Below are 22592 nucleotides of genomic sequence, written 5' to 3'. Positions count from 1 at the left end.
GCCGAGGGGATGCACCCCTCGGCCCCTCCGAAGCCCGCTACAGAACCGGCAGGTAGCGGCCCAGCTCGAACTCGGTGACCTGGCGCCGGTAGTCGCGCCACTCCGCGCGCTTGTTGCGCAGGAAGAAGTCGAAGACGTGCTCGCCCAGCGTCTCGGCGGCCAGTTCGCTCTGCTCCATGACCCCGATGGCCTCGTCAAGCGACTGGGGGAGTGGCCGGATGCCCAGGGCGCGGCGTTCGGCGCTGGTCAGGGTCCAGACGTTGTCCTCGGCGGCCGCCGGGAGCTCGTACCCCTCCTCGATGCCCTTCAGGCCGGCGGCGAGGATGACGGCGAAGGCGAGGTAGGGGTTGCAGGCGGAGTCCAGCGAGCGGAACTCGATGCGGGTCGAGCCGCCCTTGTGCGGCTTGTACATGGGGACGCGGACCAGCGCCGAGCGGTTGTTGTGGCCCCAGCAGATGTAGGAGGGGGCCTCGCCGCCCTGGCCGGCGATGGCCTCGGCGCCGCCCCACAGGCGCTTGTAGGAGTTGACCCACTGGTTGGTGATCGCGGTGATCTCGGCGGCGTGCCGCAGCAGGCCGGCGATGAAGGAGCGGCCGGTCTTGGAGAGCTGGTACTCCGAGCCCGCCTCGTAGAAGGCGTTGCGGTCGCCCTCGAACAGCGACATGTGGGTGTGCATGCCGGAGCCCGGGTGCTCGGTGAACGGCTTGGGCATGAACGAGGCCCAGATGCCCTGCTCCAGCGCCACCTCCTTCATGACCAGGCGGAAGGTCATGATGTTGTCGGCGGTGGTGAGGGCGTCGGCGTAACGCAGGTCGATCTCCTGCTGGCCGGGCGCGCCCTCGTGGTGGCTGAACTCCACCGAGATGCCCATCGACTCCAGCATCATGATCGCCTGGCGCCGGAAGTCGTGGCCGGAACTGTGCGGGGTGTGGTCGAAGTAGCCGCCCGCGTCGATCGGCTCCGGCTTCTCCCCGGTCACCGGCCGGTTCTTCAGCAGGAAGAACTCGATCTCGGGATGGGTGTAGAAGGTGAAGCCCATGTCGGCGCACTTGGCGAGCGTGCGCTTCAGCACCCAGCGCGGGTCGGCGTGGGAGGGCGAGCCGTCCGGCATCAGGATGTCGCAGAAGATACGGCCGGCGCCCGGGTTCTCGCTGCGCCAGGGCAGGATCTGGAACGTCGACGGGTCCGGCTTGGCCAGCATGTCCGACTCGTAGACGCGGGCGAAGCCCTCGATGGCCGAGCCGTCGAAGCCGATGCCCTCGGCGAAGGCGCCTTCCAGCTCGGCCGGGGCGATGGCGACGGACTTGAGGAAGCCGAGGACGTCGGTGAACCACAGCCGGATGAACCGGATGTCGCGTTCCTCGAGCGTGCGGAGCACGAACTCCTGCTGGCGGTCCAAGGCAGCCCCTCGTGAAGACATTGGTGGTCGCTTACAGGATGCCGTGTCCGTGTTTCGCACACGTTACGTGCCCCTCCGGTGCGTGGCTCACTGACAAACCACCCGCGCCCACCTAATGTGAGCACGCAGATCAGTCTCGGGGGAGGCATTTCGTGGCTATCGACCTGCGCAATCACAAACTCGACCGCGCCTTCGACCACATCGACGTGAGCGGCGGCGGCGAGATCGAGCGTGCGGACCTTCTGGGTCTGGGCGCGCGCATCCTGGTGGGCTTCGGCGAGTCGCCGACCTCGGCGACCGGCACCAAGCTCGTCGACAGCTTCGACGGGATCTGGGCCGCCCTGTCCGGGGCGCTGGACCGCGACGTGGACGCGCGCATGACCCGGGAGGACTTCCACAAGGCGATGGCGGCGGCGTTCATCGACGGGGAGCGCTACGAGCCGGTCTTCCGTCCCGCGATCCAGGCGGTGGCGGAACTCTGCGACGCCGACGGCGACGGGTTCGTCAGGCCGGGCGAGTTCCGCACGATGCTGAGCGCCTTCGGCACCGCCTACGACGACGTGGACGAGGCCTTCGACCGCCTCGACCGCACCGGGCGGGGGGTGCTGTCGGTGACGGACCTGGTCGAGGCGGCCAAGGAGTACTACACCGGCGAGGACCCGCACGCCTGCGGCAACTGGCTCTTCGGGCCCCTGTGATGGTGATCGCCTCCATGAGGGACGCGCTGCGTTCCGTGCTCGCGAGGAAGCCGGTGCTTCCCGCGCCCCGCCGCGGCGGCAGTCCGGCCGAGGCGCTGCTGCCGCTGGTCGAGCGGGTCCCGGCGATGGCCGCGCCCTGCCGTATGCATCCGTCGGTGTACGCGATCGAGGCCGCCGTCCTCGACTGGGCCCGCAGGACGGGGCTGCGCGCCGACCCGGGCGTGGGCTTCCACCGGATGGCCGGGCGGGCGTTCGCGGAGTTCGACGCGGCCGCGGCGGCGTTGTTCGCGCAGTGGCTGACGTGGCTCTACCACTTCGACGACGAGCTCGACGAGGGCCCGTGCCCGCTGGAGATCTTCCAGGGCCTGCTCCAGGGTACGGCGCAGCATCCGCTGGAGTCGGCGTTCGCCGATCTGTGGCGGGTGACCAGCGCCAGGATGAGCGACCGGTGGCGGGCCAGGTTCGCGATGGGGCTGCAGCGCCAGCACGACGCCTGCCGTACCGAGGCCAGGAACCGGGCGACGGGCCGGATCCCGACGATCGAGGAGTACCCGGCGCTGCGCAGGGGCACCGTCGGCCCCTACCTGTACGACCTGGTCGAGCCGTGTCTGCGCGTCGAGGTCCCGGACTGGGTGCACGCCTGCGACGCCTGGCGCGAACTGGTGGAGGCGTGCAGCGACACGATCGCCTGGTGCAACGACGTGGCCTCGCGCCCGAAGGAGCAGGGCGACGCGCACAACCTGGTCGTCATCGCCGTGCACGAGCTCGACCTGGACGAACGGGCGGCGACGGCGTGGGTGCTCGACCGCGTCGAGGAGCGCTGCGCCGACATGCGCGCGGCGGCCCGCATGCTGCCGCTCGACGAGCTGGAGCCCAAGGAGGCCCGCGACGCCAGCAAGGTGGCCTGCGCCTACCTGGCCGCGCCGCGTGCCCACCTGGACTGGCTGCTGGAGTCGGCACGCTATACGTAACGTGATCGCGCGATTTCACTATGTACTCATGTGGCGCGGCACAGACGGCGTAGGCGGCGGGGGCTCGGCGCGATCTCGGCGCTGGGCGCGGCGGGCGTGGTGTTGTGGACGGTCAACCTGCTGAACGGGCCCGCCTGCGCGGCGCCGCGGGCCGATCCGCAGCTGGAGCGGTCGCTGGGCTTCGTGGTGAAGCCGGGCTCGGACGAGGAGTGGCTGGCCGTACAGGTGCTCGATCATGGCGGGCCGCTGCGCAGCGTCGAGGTCCGCGTGGACGGCCACTGGCGCGACCTGCGGCGGCGCGACGACGGCTACTGGGTGGCGCGCGACGGCGCGGGCGACGGCCCGTTCGCGTTCCGGGTGACCGACGTGCGCGCGCACCGCAGGACCGTCGACGACCTGGACCTGGTTCCCGGCGAGGTGCAGCGCACGGGCGTCTTCCTGTACGGCCCCGCACCCGTTCCCTCACCCGCTCCCACGCCGGCTCCCGCCGCTGCCGACAGCCAGCGCGTCGCCTGTTGAGGTGCGCCGGTAGACGACCTGCTTGCCGACCCGCATGCCGACCGCGAGTCCGCCGTCGCTGAGCACGCCGAGGTGCTGGCTGACCGCGCCGGCGGTGAGTGCCATGCGGCGGGCCAGCGCCGAGGTCGTCGCCGGCTCGGCCAGCGCGAGCAGGATCTGCGCCCGGCTCCTGCCGATGAGGGCGGCCAGCGCGCCGGGCGCGGGCGGCGGCCCGTCCTCCCACAGGGTGCCGACGCCCAGCACGGGATAGATGAGCGCCGACTGGTACGGCGCGGTCATCACGGCGACCGACGGCCAGTAGAAGGCGCTCGGCACCAGGACCAGGCCGTCGCCGTGCAGGCCGCTGTCGTCGCACCAGGGGCGGTCGACGAGCAGCCGCTCGCCGGTCCAGACGACGGCGGGGTCGAGGGAGGCGAACAGCTCGCGGGCGCCGCCGGTGGCCAGTTGCCGCGAGCGGCGCAGGACGTCGCGTTCGAGCAGGCCGTAGACACGCGGCCAGTACTCGGCGAAGCAGGCGTCCCAGTACGCCTGGAGCGCGTCGGCGGTCCGCCGCAGGCCGGCGGCGGGGTCGGCGCGGAAACGTTCGGTCACCGCCCGGTCGACGTTCGCGACCTTGGACGCCTCCTGGGCGGCGGTCTCGGGCGGCGTTCGCCGTACCCGGTCGAGTTCCTGCGCGAAGTCGGGCAGCGGGGTGTCGGGCGGCGGCGTGAGGAAGTCGGCGAGGTAGCCCTCGGCGGGCACGAGCGCGAAGAGCTCGTCCATGTCGAGCTGGGCCAGGCGGGGGCGGACCGCCTTGATCCACGGCAGGTGGACGAGCTGGCGGGCGGGGTCCTGGAGCGTGCGCAGGCTGGCCACGAGTTCCCACAGCGGGGAGAAGCCGAAACGGATCCTGGCGACGTCTTCGCTCTTCAGCTTCCAGGCCACTCCCATAGGTTTTAGTGTGCCCTAAATCGTTGGAGCCCCAAAAGCGGATATTTCATGCTCTGGGGGTGACTAATGCACTTGCCGAGAAGCCGTCCTTCCTGCGATCGAAGGTCGGCGGGCTGCCCAGGCCCTTCTGGGCCCTGTGGAGCGGTACGCTCGTCAACCGCCTCGGCACCATGGTGCTGCCGTTCACCGGCGTCTACCTGACCCAGGCGCGCGGGCTGTCGGTCGCCGCCGCCGGACTCGTGATGGCCCTGTTCGGCGCGGGGTCGCTGATCTCCCAGTTGCTGGCCGGGGTGCTGACCGACCGGATCGGCCGCCGCGCCACGCTGGCCGGCGGCATGCTGGCCACCGCCGCCGCCATGATGTGGCTCGGCTACAGCACCTCGTTGCCGTCGATCCTGGCCGCCATGTTCGTGCTCGGCATCGTGATCGACGCCTACCGGCCCGCCTCCAACGCGCTCGTGGCCGACCTGGTCCCACCCGCCGAACGGCCGCGCGCGTACGGGCTGCTGTTCTGGGCGATCAACCTCGGATACGCGGTGGGCATGACGGCGGGCGGCTGGCTGGCCGAGCTCGGGTTCGTCTGGCTGTTCTGGATCAACGCCGCCACCAGCGTGGCCTTCGCCGTCCTGGTGTGGCGGGCGGTGCCGGAGACCGCGCCGCCCCCGGCCGAGGGGACGGCCGGCGGCGGGTTCGGCACGGTGCTGCGCGACCGGGTCATGGTGGGCTTCACGCTCGTCGTGCTGGGCAACGCGCTCATGTACTCGCAGACGTTCACCATGCTCCCCGTCGCCATGACCAAGGTCGTCGGGCTCAGCACAGGCGAGTTCGGACTGGCCATGGCGCTCAACGGGGTGCTCATCGTCGTGGTCCAGCCGCTGGTGTCCAACTGGCTGGGCCGCCTGGACGCGCCCGTCACGCTGGCCACCGGGCTGGCCGTCATGGCCGTCGGCTTCGCCCTCACGGCTTTCGTCACCAACGTGGCCATGCTCGCGTTCACCATCGTCGTCTGGACCGCCGGCGAGATCGTGACCGCGGGCATCGTCGGCACCATCGTCGCCGCCCTGGCCCCCGCTCACCTGCGCGGACGCTACTCCGGGCTGTTCGGCTTCGCCTGGTCGGTTTCGACCGTGCTCGCGCCGCTGGCCGGCAGCGCGCTGCTCGGCGTGAGCGCAGGCGCGCTGTGGTTCACGCTCGGCGGCGTCGGCATCCTCTCGGCCGCCGGGATGATCGCCCTCGGGCCGGCCGTCCGCCGCAGAAGCGCCCTGGCGGCCTAGAGCCAGGGACATCCCGGCAGGGCAACGCTTCCGCAGGTACGAAAGCGACGCAGACTAGGCTGGTCACGTGGCTCAACTGCGCATCGCGCTCGTCCAGACGAACCCGACGGTCGGCGACCTGTCCGCCAACGCCGGCAAACTGCTCGCGTGGACCCGCGAAGCGGCCGGGCGCGGCGCCCACCTGGCGGTCTTCACCGAGATGTTCCTCACCGGATATCCCGTCGAGGACCTCGTGCTCCGCACCTCCTTCGTGGAGGCCAGCATCCGCACGCTGGAGGAGTCGGCGGCCCGCCTGGCCGCGGAGGGGCTCGGCGAACTGCCGGTGCTGGTCGGCTACGTCGACCGCGCCGGGCTCGCGCCGCGGGCCGGCCGGCCGAAGGGCGCGCCGCTCGACGCCGCCGCGCTGCTGCACCGCGGCGAGGTCGTCTACCGTACGGCCAAGCACCACCTGCCCAACTACGGCGTCTTCGACGAGTACCGCTACTTCGTCCGCGGCGACCGGCTGCCGATCTTCCGGCTGCACGGGGTCGACGTGGCCGTCGCGGTCTGCGAGGACCTCTGGCAGGACGGGGGGCCCGTGGCCGTCGTCGGGCAGGCGGGGGCCGGGCTGCTGGTCGCGCCGAACGCCTCGCCGTACGAGAAGGACAAGGACGACGTGCGGCTGGAGCTGTGCGCGCGGCGCGCGCGCGAGGCCGGTTGCCCGCTCGTCTACGTCAACCAGGTCGGCGGGCAGGACGAGCTGGTCTTCGACGGCGACTCGCTGGTCGTCGACGCGACGGGCGCGCTGGTGGCGCGGGCGCCGCAGTTCCAGGAGGACCTGCTCGTGGTGGACCTGGAGCTGGCCGTGTCCGACGCGCCGCCCTCGCAGGTCGCCTACGACGCGGGCGACGGCTCCACGATCACCGTCGACCGGTTCGTGCTGTCGGGCGAGCCGCTCGCCCCTTACGAGCCGGTCCCGGCGCCGCTGGCCGCGCCGCTCGACGCGCCCGCCGAGGTCTACCACGCGCTGGTGCTGGCCGTACGCGACTACGTGGCCAAGAACGGCTTCCAGTCGGTCATCCTGGGCCTGTCGGGCGGCATCGACTCGGCCCTGACCGCGGCCATCGCCTCCGACGCCGTCGGCCCCTCGCGGGTCCACGTCGTGCTCATGCCCTCGCGCTACAGCTCCGAGCACTCCATCGGCGACGCGGAAGAGCTCGTGCGGCGGCAGGGCGTCCACTCGCGCGTCGTGCCCATCGGCGACATCGTCAACGGCTTCGAGAAGGAGATCGAGCTGTCCGGCCTGGCCGCGGAGAACCTCCAGGCCAGGGTACGCGGCATGATCCTCATGGGCCTGTCCAACGAGCACGGCCACCTGGTGCTGACCACCGGGAACAAGAGCGAGCTCGCCACCGGCTACTCCACCCTCTACGGCGACTCCGCCGGCGGCTTCGCGCCCATCAAGGACGTGCCGAAGACGATGGTGTGGGAGCTGGCCCGCTGGCGCAACGCCCATCACAGCCCGCTGTTCGCGATGGACGCGCCGGCCCCCATCCCCGAGAACTCCATCACCAAGGAGCCGAGCGCCGAACTCCGCCCCGACCAGCGCGACACCGACTCGCTGCCGCCGTACGAGGTGCTGGACCGGCTGCTGGACGACTACGTGGAGAAGGACATGGGCTCGGCCGAGCTCATCGCCGCCGGTCACGATCCGGCGCTGGTCACCAGGATCATCAGGCTGGTCGACCTGGCCGAGTACAAGCGCCGCCAGTATCCGCCCGGCCCCAAGATCACCCCGAAGAACTTCGGCCGCGACCGCCGCCTGCCCATCACCAGCCGCTGGCGTGAGGAGGTCTAACCCGCGGCCAGGACGGCCCGGCAGGTGGTCAGGATCAGGGCGTCCAGCTCCGGGGGAGGGGGGCGCCCGGCCAGGAGATGACGGCGGACGGCGCCGTAGGGGACGTCGGCCAGGACGAACATCAGGTGCTGCCGGTCCGCGCCGGGGTGGCGCGCGAGGTAGGCCTCGACGGCGCCGGCCGTCCGCCGGTTCACCTCCGCCAGTTCGGGTCCCAGCTGATCCGGCCACCGGGCGGCCAGGTCTTCCCTGCGGTGCAGGAGCAGGGCCGCGGCCGCTGCGGGGTTCGCGCGGCACCAGCGGGGCGTGTGCAGGGCGGCCGCCTCGACGTCGTCATCGGCCATGGCGGCGACGAAGCCCTCCTGGAAACTGTCCACGCACCGCAGCCACAGCCTGGCCAGCAGCAGGTCGCGGGAGGCGAAGCGGTGGTAGAGGGATCCGATCGGAGCGCCGGTGCGCGCCGAGACGGCGGCCATGGTGACGGCGGCGGGGCCGTCGGCGCCGAGGATGGCCAGCGCGGCGTCCAGCATCTGGTCCTGGGTGAATTTCGCCGGTCTTCCCACGCTCGCCCTTCGATGGTATTAGTGGAGAGGTTCTAGAATTTACCATCTAATTGAGGGGCAGGCATGTCCGCCGCGAGCCACGTCGTCAAGGGTTTCTACAGCGCCGCGCAGGCCGCCGACGGGGGCGCGATCCTGGCGTTGCTGCATCCGGGCTTCGAGGCGCGCACCGCGCCGGGCATGCCGTGCGGCGCCGGCGGCCACTTCAGCGGGCCGACGGAGGCGCTGACCCGGGTGTGGGGCGCGGTGTTCGCGGAGTACGACACCGCGCCCTACGACGAGACCTGGCAGGAGACCGCCGACGGGACGGTCGTGGTCACCGGGCGCTACCGGGGCCGCGCACGGGCCACGGGCCGGGAGTACGAGGCAGAGTTCGTCCACCTGTGGCGGGTGGCCGACGGCCGGATCTCCCGGCTGCACCAGTACACCGACACGGCCCGCTGGCACGAGGCGCTGGCCGCCTAGATCCCGGCGCCCGCCACGATGTCGGCCACCGCCGGGTCGGACTCCAGCGCACCCTCACCGAGCACGGTGTTGTCGGACAGCGTCACACTCTTCGGCGGCTGGCCCGGGTCGGCGTCCCAGAAGTTGCCGATGAACGCCACGTGCTCCAGCGGCGGCGACACCTCCAGCACCACCGGGTTGTCGGCCCGGTGCACCACGTTGCCCTGCACGGTCACCCAGGCCGCGCCGTAGTCGGTGTAGAGGCCGTAGTTGTACGGCGTGATCGTGTCCTTGATCACGTTGCCGCGGATCAGGGCGCCGCTGGCGTAGGAGGAGCCCTGGGGGCCGGAGACGTACAGGCCGCCGCCGTCGGCCAGCACCTGCATCGTGTCGTGGATCAGGTTGCCGAGCACCTGGGTACCGCGGCCCGCGTTGACGACGATGCCGTTGTGCGGCACCTCGCCGACGTCGTTGCGCGCCACGACCGTGGACTCGGTTCCGGCGATCAGGATCGCGGGGGAGCCGTGGTAGTCGAGGCCCACGCGGCGCAGGCGGGTGCGCTCGATCCGGTGCTCGCGGGCGCCGTCGCGGATGACCACGCCACCGCCCGCCACCTCGTCGATCTCGCTGCCGAGCAGCACGTTGCGCGCTCCGGCGCCGCGGAACTCCAGCGCGACGCCGCCGAGCCGGGTGAACCGGCAGCCCTCCACGCGCACGTCCGAGGCGCCGTCGACGACCACGTTGCCGGGGATGTCGGCCGGGTCGCCCGGCACGGTGACCTGGCCGCCGTCGAACGTGACGACCTGGAGGTCGCCGCCCGCGTAGAAGCCGTTGCCGTGGTAGTGGAGGAAGCCTTCCTGCCCGCTCGGCCGGGTCCACGCCGCCTCGGCGAAGGTGATGCCGCGAAAGGCCGCGCCGCGTACCCCGCCGGCGTGCACGAGCGTCTCCAGGACCGGCGCCACCACGTCGTCCAGGCTCTCGCCGGGCAGCGGCAGGTAGTGGAGCACGCCGTCGCTCACCGCGAACGTGCCCGGGGTCAGGAAGGCGGGGCTGTTCTCCGCCGCGGTCGGCGCGTCCACGGCGTAGTGCTCGCCGCCGCCCTCCCAGGTGATGATCGAGTGGTAGAGCTTCCGCGCCCAGCCGAAGGCGGGCTGGGCCATGGTGATGCTCGTGCCGGCGATCGACGCCACCGGGATGCGCGCCTCCGACCAGGGGTAGGCGCCGCGGTAGACGAACTCGACCGCGCCCGGCCAGTCCACGGCCTGCTCCAGGACGTAGCCGGTCTCGGTGGCGGTGATCGCCGTCTCGGCGAGTGAGAGCGAGGCGCGCTCGGCGCGGCGTCCGCCCACGTAGAGCTGGCGCACGGGGGTGGCGGGCGCCGTCGCCCGCCACACGCCGCCGTCGCCCTCCTGCCAGCCGGTGATCGGCGTGCCGCCGCTGACGACCACCTTTTCCGGTACGGCGGTGCCGTACCCGTGGGCCTGAAGGACGATCCCGGAGTCGGCCTCGGTCAGCCGGAGCGTCTCGGTCAGCCGGTGGACGCCGGCCCGGAGGGTGATCACGCCGCCGGCGGCGCGGGCGCGTTCCAGGGTGGCGAAGGGGCGCTCGATCGTGCCGGGGCCCGAGTCGTCGCCGGAGGGGTCGACGAAGATCATAAGAAGTCCCTTCAAGTATGCGGTGTACACTTCTGGTATACAGCATAGACAGGGAGAGGAGTCAAGAGGTGGCCGATCCGGAGCGCAGCACGGAACTGCTGTGGGGCGCCCAGGGGCGCGGCGGGCTCAACCTGGAGCGCATCGTGCGCGCCGGGATCGAGATCGCCGACGCCGAGGGGCTGGCGGCGGTGTCGATGCGGCGGGTGGCCGAGCGGCTCGGCTACACCACGATGTCGCTCTATCGTCACGTTCCCGGCAAGGCCGAGCTCGTGGACCTCATGCGCGACAGCGTGCTGGGCGACGAGCCGGACCTCGGCCCGCCGCGCGGGTGGCGGGCGGACACGGAGGAGTGGGCGCGCTCGGGCCTGGAGTTCTACCGGCGCCATCCGTGGCTGCTGGAGTCGGCGGGCGTGCGGCACGTGCCGGGGCCGAACGCCATCGCGTCCTTCGAGTCCGCGCTGACGATCATGGCGGCGACCGGGCTGCCGCCGGCCCAAGTGGTGGCGGTGGTGGGGCTGGTCGGCGCCTTCGTGGAGAGCGCGGCCCGCGAGGTCGTCGAGACGGCCAAGGTCGAGCGGCGGACCGGCGTCGGCCACGACGAGTGGTGGGGCGCGCGCGACTCGCTCTACCAGCACCTCGACCGCTATCCCACGCTCACCCGCATCTACGAGGAAGGCGGCTTCGACGAGCCGCTCGACCCGTTCGAGTTCGGGCTGCGGCGGGTGCTCGACGGGATCGAGACACTCATCCGTGATGAAGTGCGTGACGAAACTCGATGTGCAGTCTGTGGGAAGGTGATCGATCCGGCCGAGACCGGACGGCCCCGCGCCTACTGTTCGCGGGCCTGCCAGCAGAAGGCCTACCGCCGCCGCAAAGTATGAAACGCTGGCAGATGCCATGATCCGCACGCATACCATCATCGAGAGCCCCGTCGGGCCGCTCACGCTGGTCGCCCTCGACGGGCTGCTGACCGGCCTCTACATGCACGAGCAGCGCTACCGGCCGCCGGAGGAGTTCTTCGGTCACCCGGACCCCGAACCCTTCGGCGAGGTGACCGCCCAGCTCCAGGCGTACTTCGCCGGTGACCTGAAGGTCTTCGACCTGCCGATGAACCTCGTCGGCACGCCGTTCCAGAAGGAGGTCTGGACGGCGCTCATGGAGATCCCGCACGGCGAGACCCTCACCTACGGCGGGCTGGCGCAACGGCTCGGCCGCCCGCCCAGCGCGGCCCGCGCGGTCGGGCTGGCCAACGGCCACAACCCGGTCAGCATCATCGTCCCCTGCCACCGGCTCGTCGGCGCCAACGGCGACCTGACCGGTTACGGGGGCGGGCTGCCCGTCAAGCGCTACCTGCTCGACTTCGAGCGGGGGACGCTCTTCTGAGCCGTGTCGACAGCGTGATCTCGCGCAGTTCGCCGCGGGTCGTGGCGCAGTCGACCAGGCGAAGCTGCTCCATGACGCGGGCGGCCTGCGGGTTGTAGGTCAGTTCCTCGGGGCAGCCGTCCAGAACCCTGCGCAGCATCGCCGTGGCGCCGGCCGCGTCGCGCTCCATCGAGTGGGCCCTGGCCAGCGCCAGGAAGTAGCGGGCCTGGCGGTCCCTGGCGCGCAGGCGGGCGGCGTCGATCCCGCCGGACAGGCGGATGGCCTGCCGGTAGCGTCCCAGGCGCACCGCCACGGCCACCGCCTGCGCCTCCACCTCGGCCGCGCCGAACGGGGCGTGCAGGTCGTCGCGGTCCTCGCCCAGCGACTCGCCGATCTTCCTGGCGCGATGCAGCAGCTCCTCCGTGTGCGGGACGTCGTTCTCCTCGGCGGCGGCCTGCGCCGCGGTCAGGTAGCAGCCTCCGGCCACCGCGATCGCGGACGGCCCCGCCTGCCCGACGCCGTCGATCGCGGCCAGGCAGAGCTGGCGGGCGTCGCCGTACCTGCGCAGGTGGATGAGGACCTCGGCCAGCTCCGCGCGCGCCACCGCCGACAGCAGCGGGTCGCCCGCGCGCCCGGCGGCGGCCACGCCCCGGTCGGCGGCGAGCAGCGCGAGCGCGTGCTGGCCGCAGCCGCGCAGGAACGTGGAGAACAGCCGGTAGACCTGCGTGAGCCCGGCCGCCGCGGGCTCCTCGTCCGTCGGCGCCGTCTCTGCCATCACCAGCAGCTCCGGCAGGCGCCTGCGCACCTCCGAGTAGCGGCGCGGCGAACGCTGCCAGACGTCCCACGCGGCCGAGACGTGGCGGGCGATCCGGTGCGCGCTCTCGCCCGGCTCGCCGGACAGGCGCCTGGGGTAGAGCAGCGCGTGGCCGATCTCGTCGTACTCGCCCTGCGCGCCCATCGCCGGCAGCGCCACGTCGCCGCCGACCAGCTCCGACAGGTCGCTGATGCGCAGGACGTCGGCGATGCGCAGGATGGTGGACAGCCGGTCCAGCGGCCGGGCGCCGTTCTCGATGAGGCGCAGCCACTCCTCGCTGCAGCCCACGAGGTTCGCCAGGATCCGCCGCGAGATGCCGCGCGAGCGGCGTACGGCCATGATCCTGGCTCCGTCGACCATGAAGTCGCTGGTCATGATTTCACCGTAGGCGAGGATCCGGCGGCGCCCCGCGGCTCCCGGCGGCCAGGAAGGGCGGCCACTTGCTGCCGGTTCCGCGGGGCCGGATCCGGGTTACCGTGGAAAGGATCGCCTGCCGTACAACAGCAGTTGGATCTAGCCCGATCTCCCGTGCCCAGACTGCCCCTACACCTTTCGGCAGAAGGAGATCACGATGGGGCTACTGGACGTCGAAACGATTCGGAAGTCATTCCCCTTCTTCGACCCGGCCGCTGACGGCTCCCGCCCACCGGTCTACCTGGACAGCGCGGCGACCACGCAGAAACCCGCGGCGGTGCTGGACCAGCTCAACGCCTACTACACACGTTCCAACGCCAACGTCCACCGCGGCGTCTACCGCCTCGCGGTCGAGGCCACCGAGCTGTACGAGGGCGCCCGCAGCAAGGTGGCCGCCTTCGTCGGCGCGCGGCGCAGCGAGGAGATCGTGTTCACGAAGAACGCGACGGAAGCCGTCAACCTGCTGTCCAACTCGCTCATGTGGGCCGCCGGCGAGCACCGCATCGGCCCCGGTGACGAGATCGTCGTGACCGAGATGGAACACCACTCGAACCTCATCCCGTGGCGGCTGCTCGCCGAGCGGGTCGGCGCGAAGATCAGCTACCTGGGCATCACGAACGACGGCCGCCTCGACCTGTCCGCGCTCGAAGAACGCGTGACCGAGCGCACCAAGCTGGTCGCCGTCGTCCACGCCTCCAACATCCTCGGCACCGTCAACCCCATCGCGCCCATCGCCGCCCGCGCCGCCGAGGTGGGCGCGCTGCTCGTGGTCGACGCCGCCCAGTCGGTGCCGCACCTGGGCATCGACGTGAACGCGCTCGGCGCCGACTTCGTCACGTTCTCCGGGCACAAGATGTGCGGGCCCACCGGTATCGGGGTCCTGTGGGGCAAGTACGACCTGCTCGCCGAACTGCCGCCCTTCCTCGGCGGCGGCGAGATGATCGAGACCGTCACCCTGGACGCCATGGCCTACGCGCCGCCGCCGCTGCGCTTCGAGGCGGGCACGCCGCCGGTCGCCCAGGCCGTCGGGCTCGGCGCCGCCTGCGACTACCTCGACTCCCTCGGCATGGACGCCATCGCCGCCCACGACCAGGCCCTCATCGAGCACGCGCTCGACCGGCTCGCCCAGGTCCCCGGCATCCGCTTCATCGGCCCTGAGAACACCGCCGACCGGCTGCCGCTCATGTCCTTCGTCCTGGACGGCGTACCGCTCCAGCAGGTCAGGACCGCCCTCGACCAGGCCGGCATCGCCGTACGCTCCGGGCACCACTGCGCCCAGCTCGCCTGCAGCCGCTTCGGCATCCCCGCCGCCGTGCGCGCCTCGTTCTACCTGTACAACACCCCCGACGAGGTCGACTTCCTGGCCGACACCCTGGAGCGCACCCGCTCCACCACCACCGTCTACGCCACCCCGCCCGAGCTGACCGACACCCGCCCCGTCCGCCCGTACAAAGAGATCCTCATGCCCGGGATCTTCGAGCCGTGGGGCCACGCGCTCGTCGGCGCCCTCGCCCCCGCCCCCGGCGCACGGGCCCTCGACGTCGGCACCGGCCCCGGTACGGTCGCCCGCCTCCTGGCCGCCGCCGTAGGCCCCACGGGAGCCGTCGTCGGCACCGACATCAGCGCCGGCATGCTCGCCCTCGCCAAGGAGGAGCCGCCCGCGGCGGGCAGCGCCGCCATCCAGTACGTCGAGTGCGGCGCCGCGCCACTCCACGTCTCGGACGAGGCGTTCGACCTGGTCACCATGCAGCAGGTGCTCCAGTACGTCCCCGACCGCCGGGCCGCCGTCGCCGAACTGCGCCGCGCGCTGCGGCCGGGGGCGCGGCTCGCGATCGCCACCTGGCTGCCCCTGGACCGCAACCCGCTCTTCCAGGCCCTGCACGCCGCGCTCACCTCCGTGCTGGGGGCGAAGGCGGCGGCGCTGTTCGAGGAACCGTGGTCGCTGGGCGGCGAGGAGGTCGCCGACCTGGTCGCCTTCGCCGGGTTCGGGCAGGTGCGGCTGGACCGGTGGACGGTGCCGGTCACGGTGGCCGGTGGGGCCGAGGCGCTGTCGTGCCTGTACTCGTTCTCGGCTGTGGGGCCCGAGGTGGCCGGGCTGGGGGGCGAGCGGCGTACCGCCTTGCTGGACGCGGTCCGCGCCAACCTCGCCGACCGCACCGACGCCGACGGCGTGCACGCGCTGACGGCGTCAAGCGTGGTGACGGCCACAGCCATCTAGCGGCTCCGCCGGCCCTTGGGCCAGGCCGGTCCTGGCGTCGGGAGCCGGGGGTACGGCCGGCGCCGGTCTGGAAGGCGGTTCGTGGGCTGAGAACCCGCACCGCCACCAGACCGGCCGGCACGTGCACCCCCGCCCCATAGCCGTCCAGCAGCGGCGCTGCACGAAGCCAGCCCTTGATGACGCGAGCCTGGGGGCGCGAACGCGTTGGCCCGAGTGCGTAAAAGGTGTGTGAGTCAGGGGGTGTAGGCGGGCGGCCAGGTGGGTTAGGCGGGGATGTGGGCGGTCAGGGCGAAGCGGTGGGCGGTGGCGGTCAGCGGGTGGCCAGTGCGCATCTGGTCGTGGAGTTCACGGAGGCGGTCGCCGTACCGGATGATGTCGAAGTCGGGAACGTGCCACGGCGTGATCCGCAGAAACAACACCAGCGCCCCAATGTCATGGAACGTGGACGTCACCAGCGCCTCGTCCCGCCAGGAGACCTCGAACCCTTCCGCGGCCAGTTCCTCGACGGCCACGGCGAGATCCCACTCGGTGTACTCGTGCCCCGGCGCCCCCAGCACCCGGTTGATCTCCGCGAGGTCCTGCCCGCCGACCTGCTGGGTGATGAACGTTCCCCCAGGCTTGAGCACCCGCCGCAGCTCGGCGGGATCGTAGGACTCATGCCGGCTGACGATCAGCTCGAACGACCCGTCGGGAAGCGGCAGCCGATCGTCATCACCCACCTCCACCACCTCGACCCCCAGCGGCTCCAGCCGCTTCCTGGCCACCGGGACATTGGGCGCGTACCCCTCGGTGGCCGCCGTCCGGGCAGGCAGCGGAGCCAGTGAGGCCAGCAGCTCACCCCCGCCCGTCCCAAGATCCAGCAGCGTCCCCGTGTACGGCAGGCGCCCCCGAACCAGCTCCACGTAGTCCCAGGGCAGAGCCGCGGAGTCCTCGACCATCCGCCCCCGCAACACCCCGAAGTCCCAGCCCTCGAAGGGCATGGTCAGCGCCTGCGCGATCAGCTCGTCGTATTCCACCCCCCGATCCTGCCACCCAGCGGGTGGGGTGGTCAGAGCCGGCGGATGGGGGCGCCGGTCAGGTAGGCGTGGATGTCCTCCACCGCCTCCCTGAAGTACGTCGTGTAGTTGCCCCTGGTGACGTAGCCCAGGTGCGGGGTGGCCAGGACGTTGGGGAGGGTGCGGAAGGGGTGGTCGTGGGGGAGGGGTTCGGTGTCGAAGACGTCCAGGGCGGCGCCGGCGATCCGGCCCTCTCGCAGCGCGGTGATCAGGGCGTCCTGGTCCACGATGGCGGCCCGGGAGGTGTTGACGAGGTAGGACGTGGGGCGCATGCGGGCCAGGTCGGGGCCGGAGATCAGCGAGCGGGTGCGGGGGCTCAGGACGACGTGGACGGAGACGATGTCGGCGGTTTCCAGGAGGTCCGATTTTGAGGTGGCCAATCGCACGCCGGACGCCGCTGCTCGCTCTGGCGTCAGGTTCTCGCTCCAGGCGGTGACGTTCATGCCGAACGCCTGTCCCACCCTGGCCACTTGCGTGCCGATCTTGCCGAGGCCGATCACGCCCAGTGTGCTGCCGTGGAGGTCCGTGCCGATCGTCTGCTGCCAGGGGCCGTTGGCGCGTATCGACGCCGACTCCACGGCGATCTGGCGGGTGAGGCCGAGGATGAGGGCCCAGGTGAGTTCGGCGGGCGGGGTGGAACTGCTGGCGGTGCCGCAGACGGTGACGCCGTGCTCGCGGGCGGCGGCCAGGTCGATCGAGGCGTTGCGCATGCCGGAGGTCACCAGCAGGCGCAGGTTCGGCAGGCGGGCGAACAGCGAGGCGGGGAACGGCGTGCGTTCGCGCATGATGACGACGACCTCGCAGCCGGCGATGGCGGCGACCAGGTCGTCATGGCCGGCGAAGCGTTCCCGGTAGGTACGGACGGCCAAACCTGACCAGTCGGCGAGGGTCAGGGCGACGCCCTGGTAGTCGTCCAGTACCGCGCAAGTAACCACGCCGCGCAACGTACCAGGCGGGATCGGTCCCACCGGGATCCGCCTCCGTCGTCTCGGCGTGGGCGCCGGATTTTACGTGAGGTTTGGTCTTGATTCGCGCATGCGCAATGTGAAATTTTACATATCACATTACCCACCCCCCAACTCAGGAGTATGCGATGCGAGTCGCAGGATCCTTACTCGTGGCGGCCGGGCTGGTGCTCGGCGGCCTCGCCGTACCCGCCAATGCCCAGACGCCCGCCCAGCAGACCGTCACCCAGCGCACGGACCTCGCCCCCCGCACGGAGCCCGCCCGCACGGAGCCCGCCCCCCGCACCGACCCGGCCCCCCGTCCGGCCACCGAAGCCACCGAAGCCCGGCACCAGCAGGACGAACCCCTCAAGGCCGATGTCCGCCCGCCCCTCCCGGCCACCACGGACCAGCTCAAGCAGGACTACGACGAGCCCGCCCAGCAGCAGAGGTCGCTGGCCGCCTGCGATGTCGAGGGCCGCACCGGAGCCGCCCTCGTCACCGCCGTCAAGGCCGCCGACATGAGCTGTCTCAACGGGCTCTTCTCGCTCACCGGCTCCCGGGCCCGCGCGGCCTTCCAGGAGCCGCAGATGGTGACGATCGCGAACGCCCTGCGCGACACCGCCGCCGCCTACCCCGGCGACAACAGCACCAAGACGCTCCAGCTCGTCCTGTACCTGCGCGCCGGCTACTACGTGCAGTGGTACTACCCGCAGGACGTCGGCCAGTACGGCGCCGCGCTCAGGACCGCCATCCGCGGCGGGCTCGACGCCTTCCACAACAACTCCCGGTCCGGCACGGTCAGCGACGCCAACGGCGAGGTGCTCGGCGAGGCGGTCATCCTGATCGACAGCGCCCAGGAGAACGCACGCTACCTCCCCGTCGTACGCCGTCTGCTGACCGCCTACAACAGTTCCTACGACGCCTCGTGGTACATGGTGAACGCGGTCAACAGCGTCTACACCGTCCTGTTCCGCGGCCACCAGCTGCCGGAGTTCGTCACCGCCGTCCAGAACGACCCCAGCACGCTGACCACGCTGCGCGACTTCGCCGTCAGGCACCTGAACCTGCTGAGCACCGAGCGCGCCTACCTGACCGGCAACGCCGGCCGCGAGCTGGCCCGCTTCGTGCAGCACGCCCAGCTCAAGGCGGCGGTCCGCCCGATGCTGCGCGACCTGCTGCAGCGCTCGCGGATCACCGGCCCGACCGCCAAGCTCTGGGTGGGCGTGGCCGAGATGGCCGACTTCTACGACCGCGCCAACTGCGCCTTCTACGACATCTGCGACCTGCAGAACCGCCTGACCGCCGCCGCCCTGCCCGTGCGGCACACCTGCGGCCCCACGCTCAGGATCCGCGCCCAGCAGATGACCGCGGCCGAGCTGAGCGGCACGTGCTCCAGCCTGAGCGGCCAGGACGCCTACTTCCACAACCTGGCCGCCGACAACGGCCCGGTCGCCGGTGACAACAACACGACGCTGGAGGTCAACGCCTTCGACTCCAGCGACGACTACCAGACCTACGCCGGCGCCATCTTCGGCATCGACACCAACAACGGCGGCATGTACCTGGAGGGCGACCCGTCGGCCGCCGGGAACCTGCCCAGGTTCATCGCCTACGAGGCCGAGTGGCTGCGCCCGGCGTTCCACATCTGGAACCTCAACCACGAGTACACGCACTACCTCGACGGCCGCTTCAACATGCACGGCGACTTCGGGGCAGGCGTGAGCACGCCGACGATCTGGTGGATCGAGGGCTTCGCCGAGTACGTCTCCTACGGCTACCGCCGCCTGGTCTACGACGCCGCGATCGAGGAGGCGGCCAAGCACACGTACCAGCTGAGCACGCTCTTCGACACCACCTACGACCACGACACCCAGCGCGTCTACCGGTGGGGCTACCTCGCGGTCCGCTACATGTTCGAAAAGCACCGCGCGGACGTCAACACCGTCCTTGGCCACTACCGCACCGGCAACTGGAACGCCGCCCGCACCCACCTCAGATCGCTGAACTACAACGCCGGCTTCGACGCCTGGCTGACGGCCTGCGCGGCCGGAGCCTGCGGCGGCGACACCGGTGAGCCGCCCGTCCCCGAGTGCACCGGCTCGGACGCGCGGGCGCTCGGCCAGAACTGCCGCCGCAGCGGCCTGTCGGCCACCCAGGGCAACTACGCCTACCTGTACATCCACGTCCCGGCCGGTACGGCGAAGCTCACCATCAAGAGCGACGCCGGCACCGGTGACGCCGACCTCTACTACAGCTCCTCGTCGTGGGCCACGACCGGCTCCTACACCCAGCGGGCGACCGGCGCCGGCAACGCGCACACGCTCACCGTCACCAACCCGCCCGCGGGCTACCACTACGTCAGCCTGTACGGCTCCGCCGCCTTCACCGGGGCGGCGGTGACCACGAGCTTCTAGAAGTAGCGCGACGTGAGGTCCCCGGTGGGCCACGAGCTCACCGGGACCTTGTTCATCTGCTCGGAGAATCCGTCGAAGTCGGGCGAGCCCTGCTCCTCACGCCGGTTGAAGCAGGCGGCGTAGCTGAAGCCGTTCTGGATCCGGCACAGGTAGGTGTAGGTGCCCGGCATCGAGCCGTTGTGCCAGGTGTTGATGTTCCCGGGAACCTGGCGCACCCAGATGCCGCCGCCGTACCAAGAGCCGTACTCGTTGATCCCGGTCTCCGGCTTGGCGATGAGCCGGGCGATCGAGGCCGAGCTGAGCACCTTGCCGGGCCGGTCCATGGCCAGCGTCCAGCGCACGAGGTCGACGGCGGAGGCCAGCCAGCCGCCGTTGGCGTCCTGGTTGGGCATGTTGAACCCGCCGTACGGGTAGGGCAGGACCTTGCCCGAGTCGTCCACGACGCTCTTGTTGGTGTACTTCGACTCGTAGATCGCCTCGCCGGGGAACGCCTGGGCGCGCAGGCTGCGCCCGAGCCGCATCCGGGTGATGCCGAGCGGCGCGAGGAGCTTGGTGCGCACGTACGACTCGTAGGACTGGCCGGAGACCTTGGCGATGATCCGGCCAAGCAGCATGTAGCCGTAGTTGCTGTAGACCATCTTGGTGCCGGGGTCGTGGTCGAGGCGGCGCTGCGAGCCGTACTTCATGATCTCGGCGTGCCCGATCGGGAGCGGCACGTCGAGGGCGGCGGCGATGGTGTGGTCGAGCCAGAGCTGGTCCTTGGAGACGTCGCGGTCCCAGCCGCCCAGATGGTGGATGAGCCGGAGCACGGTCACCTGGGCCAGCCGCGGGTCGGTGGTGGTGGACAGGCCGAGCAGCGGCGCGACCTTCGCCGACAGGGTGAGCTTGCCGTCCTGGACCAGCCGCATGATCGCGGCGGCGGTGATGTTCTTGCTGAGGCTCGCGATGCGCATCGGCGACGTCGGCGTGATCGCGGGCACCGCGCGGGAGCCGTCGTTGTAGCGGTAGGCCCGTGCCAGCACGATCCGGCCGTTCTTCATGATCGCCAGCTGGGACTGCGAGATGTTGCGGTCCTTGACGAACTTCTTCATCAGGTTGTCGAACCCGGCCAGTTGCGACGGGGCGACGCCGTTCGCCTCGACGACGGGCACGGGCGCGGCCTGCGCGGGGCGGGTGACGAGCGCGGCGGCGGGCAGCAGTCCCGCGCCGGTCTTGAGCAGGGTCCGGCGGCTGACGGTCATCGGGTGGGATCTCCTAGGGGTACGACGGGTCAGCTGCGACCCGGCCGCGGCCGGGTAGTCTCACAGGTGACCCCCGAGTCACATCCGTCTCAATGAGGTCCGTATATTACGGACCTTTCCGGATGTTCCGCACACCAGGGGTCCCCGGTCGGCCTGGGGCGAGCGCAATGGCCCAGGCAAGACACCCTAAAATAGGTCTGTTTGAAATGAACTTTCTGGCGTGGGCGTTATATCGCGATGAAGGAGGATGACGCATGACGACGGCTGCTCTGCAGACTGTTTTGACCGTTCCTGAGCGCTTCCAGGGTCCCCAGGGGATCGTCAACGGAGGCTGGCTGGCCGGTACGGTCGCCGAAGCTCTGGGAGGCCGAGGCAACGCCGTCGAGGTCACCCTCCACGCACCCACCCCCGTGGAGACCGAACTGCGCCTGGAGCACGTGGCCAACACCGCCTCGCTCTCCCACGGCGACAAGCTGCTGGTCGAGGCCATCCCCGTGCACGAGGACCTGAAGGCCCCCGAGTACGTGCGCTTCGCCGACGCCGCCCGCGCCGAGGCCGGATTCCCCGGCTGGCAGGGCCACGCCTTCCCCGAGTGCTTCGTCTGCGGCCTGCGCGCCCCCGGCGACGGCCTGCGGATCTACCCCGGCCCGGTCGAGGGCACCGACCTGGTGGCGGCCGGCTGGCGAGTGCCGTACAACGTCGCCGGCCCGGACGGCGTGCCCGACGCCGTCGTCGGCGCCGCCCTCGACTGCGTCACCGGCTGGGCGCACTTCGGCCCCGGCGAGTCGGCCCTGCTCGGGCGGCTGGCCGTACAGATCCACCGCCGGGTCTACCCCGACGGCACCTACTCGATCGTCGGCCGCGCCACCGGCCGCGAGGGCCGCAAGCTCTTCGGCGAGAGCGCCATCTACGACGGCGACGGCACCCTGGTCGCCGCGGCGCGCGCCACGTGGATCGCTCCACGCTGACCCGTCAAGGGGTACGGCCCGGCCGTACCCCTGACAGGCGGGCGGCCACCAGCGCCGCGCACCGCTCGTCGAACATGATCGTGTAGTGGTTGCAGTCCGGCACCAGCTCGTCGCGCAGTCCCGGCACCCGCTGCGCCCAGTGCGCGGCCAGCGGGCCGGGCAGCATCCCGACCTCCTGGTCGAGCAGCCCGCGCGGCGCCCGCAGCAACGTCACCGGCGCCTCGATCGCGGCCAGCGCCGACCCGATCTCCGCCCCCTTGAGCCGCATCCACCGGCCGTCCTCGCGCACCGCCGTACCGGCGGCCCGTGAGCGCAGCGCCCCCTCGGGCCCGGTCAGGTCGTAGCGGACGTACTGCTCGGCCGCGGGCGTCCAGTGGCCGGCGAAGGCCGGATGCGCCTGGAAGAAGGCCACGTAGTCGTCCGCCGACGGGAACGTCCGGCTCAGCCGGGCGATCGCCGGGCCGAGCGTGGCCTCGATCTCGGCGTCCACGTCCGCCCCCGGCGCCAGGGGCGGGAACGGCAGCCCGCCGTCCACCAGCACCACCCGCTCGAACGCGCGCCGCGCCGCCGCCAGCACCGCCACGTACGCGCCCATCGAATGCCCGGTCAGCACCGCGCCGGGACCGGCGCCCACGTGCCCGGCCACCCGCAGCACGTCCTCGGCGTGCCGGTCAAGACCGTAGGGGCCGGGCAGGTCCGCGCTGTGGCCGCGCCCGCGCAGGTCCATCGCGACCAGTGACCACTCGCGCGGCAGGTGCGCGGCCACCGCGTTCCACGCCATCAGCGAGGCGGTGATGCCGTGGACCGCGACGATCAGCTTCGGCCCGGATCCGAAGACCGCGAACCGCATACCGGCCACCTCGTCGTATCGCATG

20 protein-coding genes are annotated in these 22592 nt (G+C 71.5%); 11 read left to right on the top strand and 9 right to left on the bottom strand.

The window, feature by feature from the left end; translation table 11 throughout:
- Positions 1-37: 37 nt before the first annotated feature.
- The gene (glnA, locus tag ACFWY5_RS10580; RefSeq protein ID WP_379611505.1) at positions 38-1399 is read right to left on the bottom strand and encodes a type I glutamate--ammonia ligase; all 1362 of its coding nucleotides are present in this window, start codon (positions 1397-1399) and stop codon (positions 38-40) included.
- 152 nt (positions 1400-1551) lie between these two features.
- Here glnA and ACFWY5_RS10575 point away from each other — a divergent pair, with 152 nt between their 5' ends.
- From ACFWY5_RS10575 to ACFWY5_RS10565, 3 genes are read left to right on the top strand one after another with little or no spacing between them, the layout of a single operon-like run.
- The gene (locus ACFWY5_RS10575; protein WP_379631279.1) at positions 1552-2097 is read left to right on the top strand and encodes an EF-hand domain-containing protein; all 546 of its coding nucleotides are present in this window, start codon (positions 1552-1554) and stop codon (positions 2095-2097) included.
- Positions 2098-2111: 14 nt separating this feature from the next.
- Positions 2112-3068 carry a terpene synthase family protein gene (locus ACFWY5_RS10570; RefSeq protein WP_379611507.1) on the top strand — a complete coding sequence of 319 codons (957 nt, stop codon included), beginning with the start codon at positions 2112-2114 and terminating at the stop codon, positions 3066-3068.
- 30 nt (positions 3069-3098) lie between these two features.
- Positions 3099-3587 (top strand): expansin C-terminal domain-related protein, encoded by a 489-nt coding sequence (locus ACFWY5_RS10565; protein ID WP_379631277.1) that lies wholly within the window; start codon positions 3099-3101, stop codon positions 3585-3587.
- Here the strand turns inward: ACFWY5_RS10565 and ACFWY5_RS10560 are convergent.
- A complete protein-coding gene (locus tag ACFWY5_RS10560) occupies positions 3531-4517 on the bottom strand; it encodes a DUF5937 family protein (protein ID WP_379631275.1) in 987 nt (328 codons plus the stop codon). The two genes, ACFWY5_RS10565 and ACFWY5_RS10560, sit on opposite strands and share 57 nt — an antisense overlap.
- Positions 4518-4576: 59 nt before the next feature.
- Between ACFWY5_RS10560 and ACFWY5_RS10555 the strand changes: the two genes are divergently transcribed.
- Positions 4577-5791, top strand: a complete 1215-nt coding sequence (locus tag ACFWY5_RS10555) for an MDR family MFS transporter (protein WP_379631273.1) — start codon at positions 4577-4579, stop codon at positions 5789-5791.
- Positions 5792-5858: 67 nt separating this feature from the next.
- Positions 5859-7628 (top strand): NAD+ synthase, encoded by a 1770-nt coding sequence (locus tag ACFWY5_RS10550; protein ID WP_379611511.1) that lies wholly within the window; start codon positions 5859-5861, stop codon positions 7626-7628.
- Here ACFWY5_RS10550 and ACFWY5_RS10545 read toward each other — a convergent pair.
- Positions 7625-8188 (bottom strand): TetR/AcrR family transcriptional regulator, encoded by a 564-nt coding sequence (locus ACFWY5_RS10545; protein ID WP_379631271.1) that lies wholly within the window; start codon positions 8186-8188, stop codon positions 7625-7627. The genes ACFWY5_RS10550 and ACFWY5_RS10545 overlap by 4 nt on opposite strands.
- A 63-nt stretch (positions 8189-8251) precedes the next feature.
- On the opposite strand from ACFWY5_RS10545, the gene ACFWY5_RS10540 reads away from it, so the two are divergent.
- A complete protein-coding gene (locus tag ACFWY5_RS10540; RefSeq protein WP_379631269.1) occupies positions 8252-8650 on the top strand; it encodes a nuclear transport factor 2 family protein in 399 nt (132 codons plus the stop codon).
- Here ACFWY5_RS10540 and ACFWY5_RS10535 read toward each other — a convergent pair.
- Positions 8647-10284, bottom strand: a complete 1638-nt coding sequence (locus tag ACFWY5_RS10535; protein ID WP_379631267.1) for a right-handed parallel beta-helix repeat-containing protein — start codon at positions 10282-10284, stop codon at positions 8647-8649. The two genes, ACFWY5_RS10540 and ACFWY5_RS10535, sit on opposite strands and share 4 nt — an antisense overlap.
- Positions 10285-10352: 68 nt before the next feature.
- On the opposite strand from ACFWY5_RS10535, the gene ACFWY5_RS10530 reads away from it, so the two are divergent.
- Positions 10353-11165: a TetR/AcrR family transcriptional regulator gene (locus ACFWY5_RS10530; RefSeq protein ID WP_379611515.1), complete on the top strand. Its 813-nt coding sequence runs from the start codon at positions 10353-10355 to the stop codon at positions 11163-11165.
- Between the two features lie 16 nt (positions 11166-11181).
- The gene (locus ACFWY5_RS10525; protein WP_379611516.1) at positions 11182-11667 is read left to right on the top strand and encodes a methylated-DNA--[protein]-cysteine S-methyltransferase; all 486 of its coding nucleotides are present in this window, start codon (positions 11182-11184) and stop codon (positions 11665-11667) included.
- Here the strand turns inward: ACFWY5_RS10525 and ACFWY5_RS10520 are convergent.
- Positions 11624-12835, bottom strand: coding sequence for a helix-turn-helix domain-containing protein (locus tag ACFWY5_RS10520; RefSeq protein WP_379611517.1), 1212 nt, complete (start codon positions 12833-12835; stop codon positions 11624-11626). The genes ACFWY5_RS10525 and ACFWY5_RS10520 overlap by 44 nt on opposite strands.
- Before the next feature lie 196 nt (positions 12836-13031).
- Between ACFWY5_RS10520 and ACFWY5_RS10515 the strand changes: the two genes are divergently transcribed.
- The gene (locus ACFWY5_RS10515) at positions 13032-15092 is read left to right on the top strand and encodes a SufS family cysteine desulfurase (protein WP_379631265.1); all 2061 of its coding nucleotides are present in this window, start codon (positions 13032-13034) and stop codon (positions 15090-15092) included.
- Between the two features lie 263 nt (positions 15093-15355).
- Here ACFWY5_RS10515 and ACFWY5_RS10510 read toward each other — a convergent pair whose 3' ends face one another.
- Positions 15356-16108, bottom strand: coding sequence for a class I SAM-dependent methyltransferase (locus ACFWY5_RS10510; RefSeq protein WP_379631263.1), 753 nt, complete (start codon positions 16106-16108; stop codon positions 15356-15358).
- 32 nt (positions 16109-16140) lie between these two features.
- Positions 16141-17082 (bottom strand): D-2-hydroxyacid dehydrogenase family protein, encoded by a 942-nt coding sequence (locus ACFWY5_RS10505; RefSeq protein WP_379631261.1) that lies wholly within the window; start codon positions 17080-17082, stop codon positions 16141-16143.
- Between the two features lie 158 nt (positions 17083-17240).
- Between ACFWY5_RS10505 and ACFWY5_RS10500 the strand changes: the two genes are divergently transcribed.
- Positions 17241-19508: a collagenase gene (locus ACFWY5_RS10500; RefSeq protein ID WP_379631259.1), complete on the top strand. Its 2268-nt coding sequence runs from the start codon at positions 17241-17243 to the stop codon at positions 19506-19508.
- On the opposite strand, the gene ACFWY5_RS10495 is transcribed toward ACFWY5_RS10500, so the two are convergent.
- Positions 19505-20749, bottom strand: coding sequence for a serine hydrolase domain-containing protein (locus tag ACFWY5_RS10495; protein WP_379631257.1), 1245 nt, complete (start codon positions 20747-20749; stop codon positions 19505-19507). The genes ACFWY5_RS10500 and ACFWY5_RS10495 overlap by 4 nt on opposite strands.
- A gap of 254 nt (positions 20750-21003) precedes the next feature.
- Between ACFWY5_RS10495 and ACFWY5_RS10490 the strand changes: the two genes are divergently transcribed.
- Entirely contained in the window at positions 21004-21717 is a 714-nt protein-coding gene (locus ACFWY5_RS10490) for a PaaI family thioesterase (RefSeq protein WP_379611524.1), read from the top strand.
- 4 nt (positions 21718-21721) lie between these two features.
- Here ACFWY5_RS10490 and ACFWY5_RS10485 read toward each other — a convergent pair whose 3' ends face one another.
- Positions 21722-22591 (bottom strand): alpha/beta hydrolase, encoded by an 870-nt coding sequence (locus ACFWY5_RS10485; RefSeq protein WP_379631255.1) that lies wholly within the window; start codon positions 22589-22591, stop codon positions 21722-21724.
- Position 22592 lies beyond the last annotated feature (1 nt).

It is taken from the genome of Nonomuraea sp. NPDC059007, from assembly GCF_042740555.1.
Taxonomy (GTDB): Bacteria; Actinomycetota; Actinomycetes; order Streptosporangiales; family Streptosporangiaceae; genus Nonomuraea.
The sequence above is the reverse complement of the archived record's forward strand: the minus strand, read 5'-3'. Positions and strand labels throughout refer to the sequence as shown.

Bases quoted from the DNA above. Each gene is read 5' to 3' on its own strand.
- ACFWY5_RS10535 (WP_379631267.1), bottom strand. From the start codon at position 10,284: ATGATCTTCGTCGACCCCTCCGGCGACGACTCGGGCCCCGGCACGATC.
- ACFWY5_RS10490 (WP_379611524.1), top strand. From the start codon at position 21,004: ATGACGACGGCTGCTCTGCAGACTGTTTTGACCGTTCCTGAGCGCTTC.
- ACFWY5_RS10485 (WP_379631255.1), bottom strand. From the start codon at position 22,591: ATGCGATACGACGAGGTGGCCGGTATGCGGTTCGCGGTCTTCGGATCC.
- ACFWY5_RS10525 (WP_379611516.1), top strand. From the start codon at position 11,182: ATGATCCGCACGCATACCATCATCGAGAGCCCCGTCGGGCCGCTCACG.
- ACFWY5_RS10500 (WP_379631259.1), top strand. From the start codon at position 17,241: ATGCGAGTCGCAGGATCCTTACTCGTGGCGGCCGGGCTGGTGCTCGGC.
- ACFWY5_RS10520 (WP_379611517.1), bottom strand. From the start codon at position 12,835: ATGACCAGCGACTTCATGGTCGACGGAGCCAGGATCATGGCCGTACGC.
- ACFWY5_RS10515 (WP_379631265.1), top strand. From the start codon at position 13,032: ATGGGGCTACTGGACGTCGAAACGATTCGGAAGTCATTCCCCTTCTTC.
- ACFWY5_RS10540 (WP_379631269.1), top strand. From the start codon at position 8,252: ATGTCCGCCGCGAGCCACGTCGTCAAGGGTTTCTACAGCGCCGCGCAG.
- ACFWY5_RS10570 (WP_379611507.1), top strand. From the start codon at position 2,112: ATGAGGGACGCGCTGCGTTCCGTGCTCGCGAGGAAGCCGGTGCTTCCC.
- ACFWY5_RS10560 (WP_379631275.1), bottom strand. From the start codon at position 4,517: ATGGGAGTGGCCTGGAAGCTGAAGAGCGAAGACGTCGCCAGGATCCGT.
- ACFWY5_RS10495 (WP_379631257.1), bottom strand. From the start codon at position 20,749: ATGACCGTCAGCCGCCGGACCCTGCTCAAGACCGGCGCGGGACTGCTG.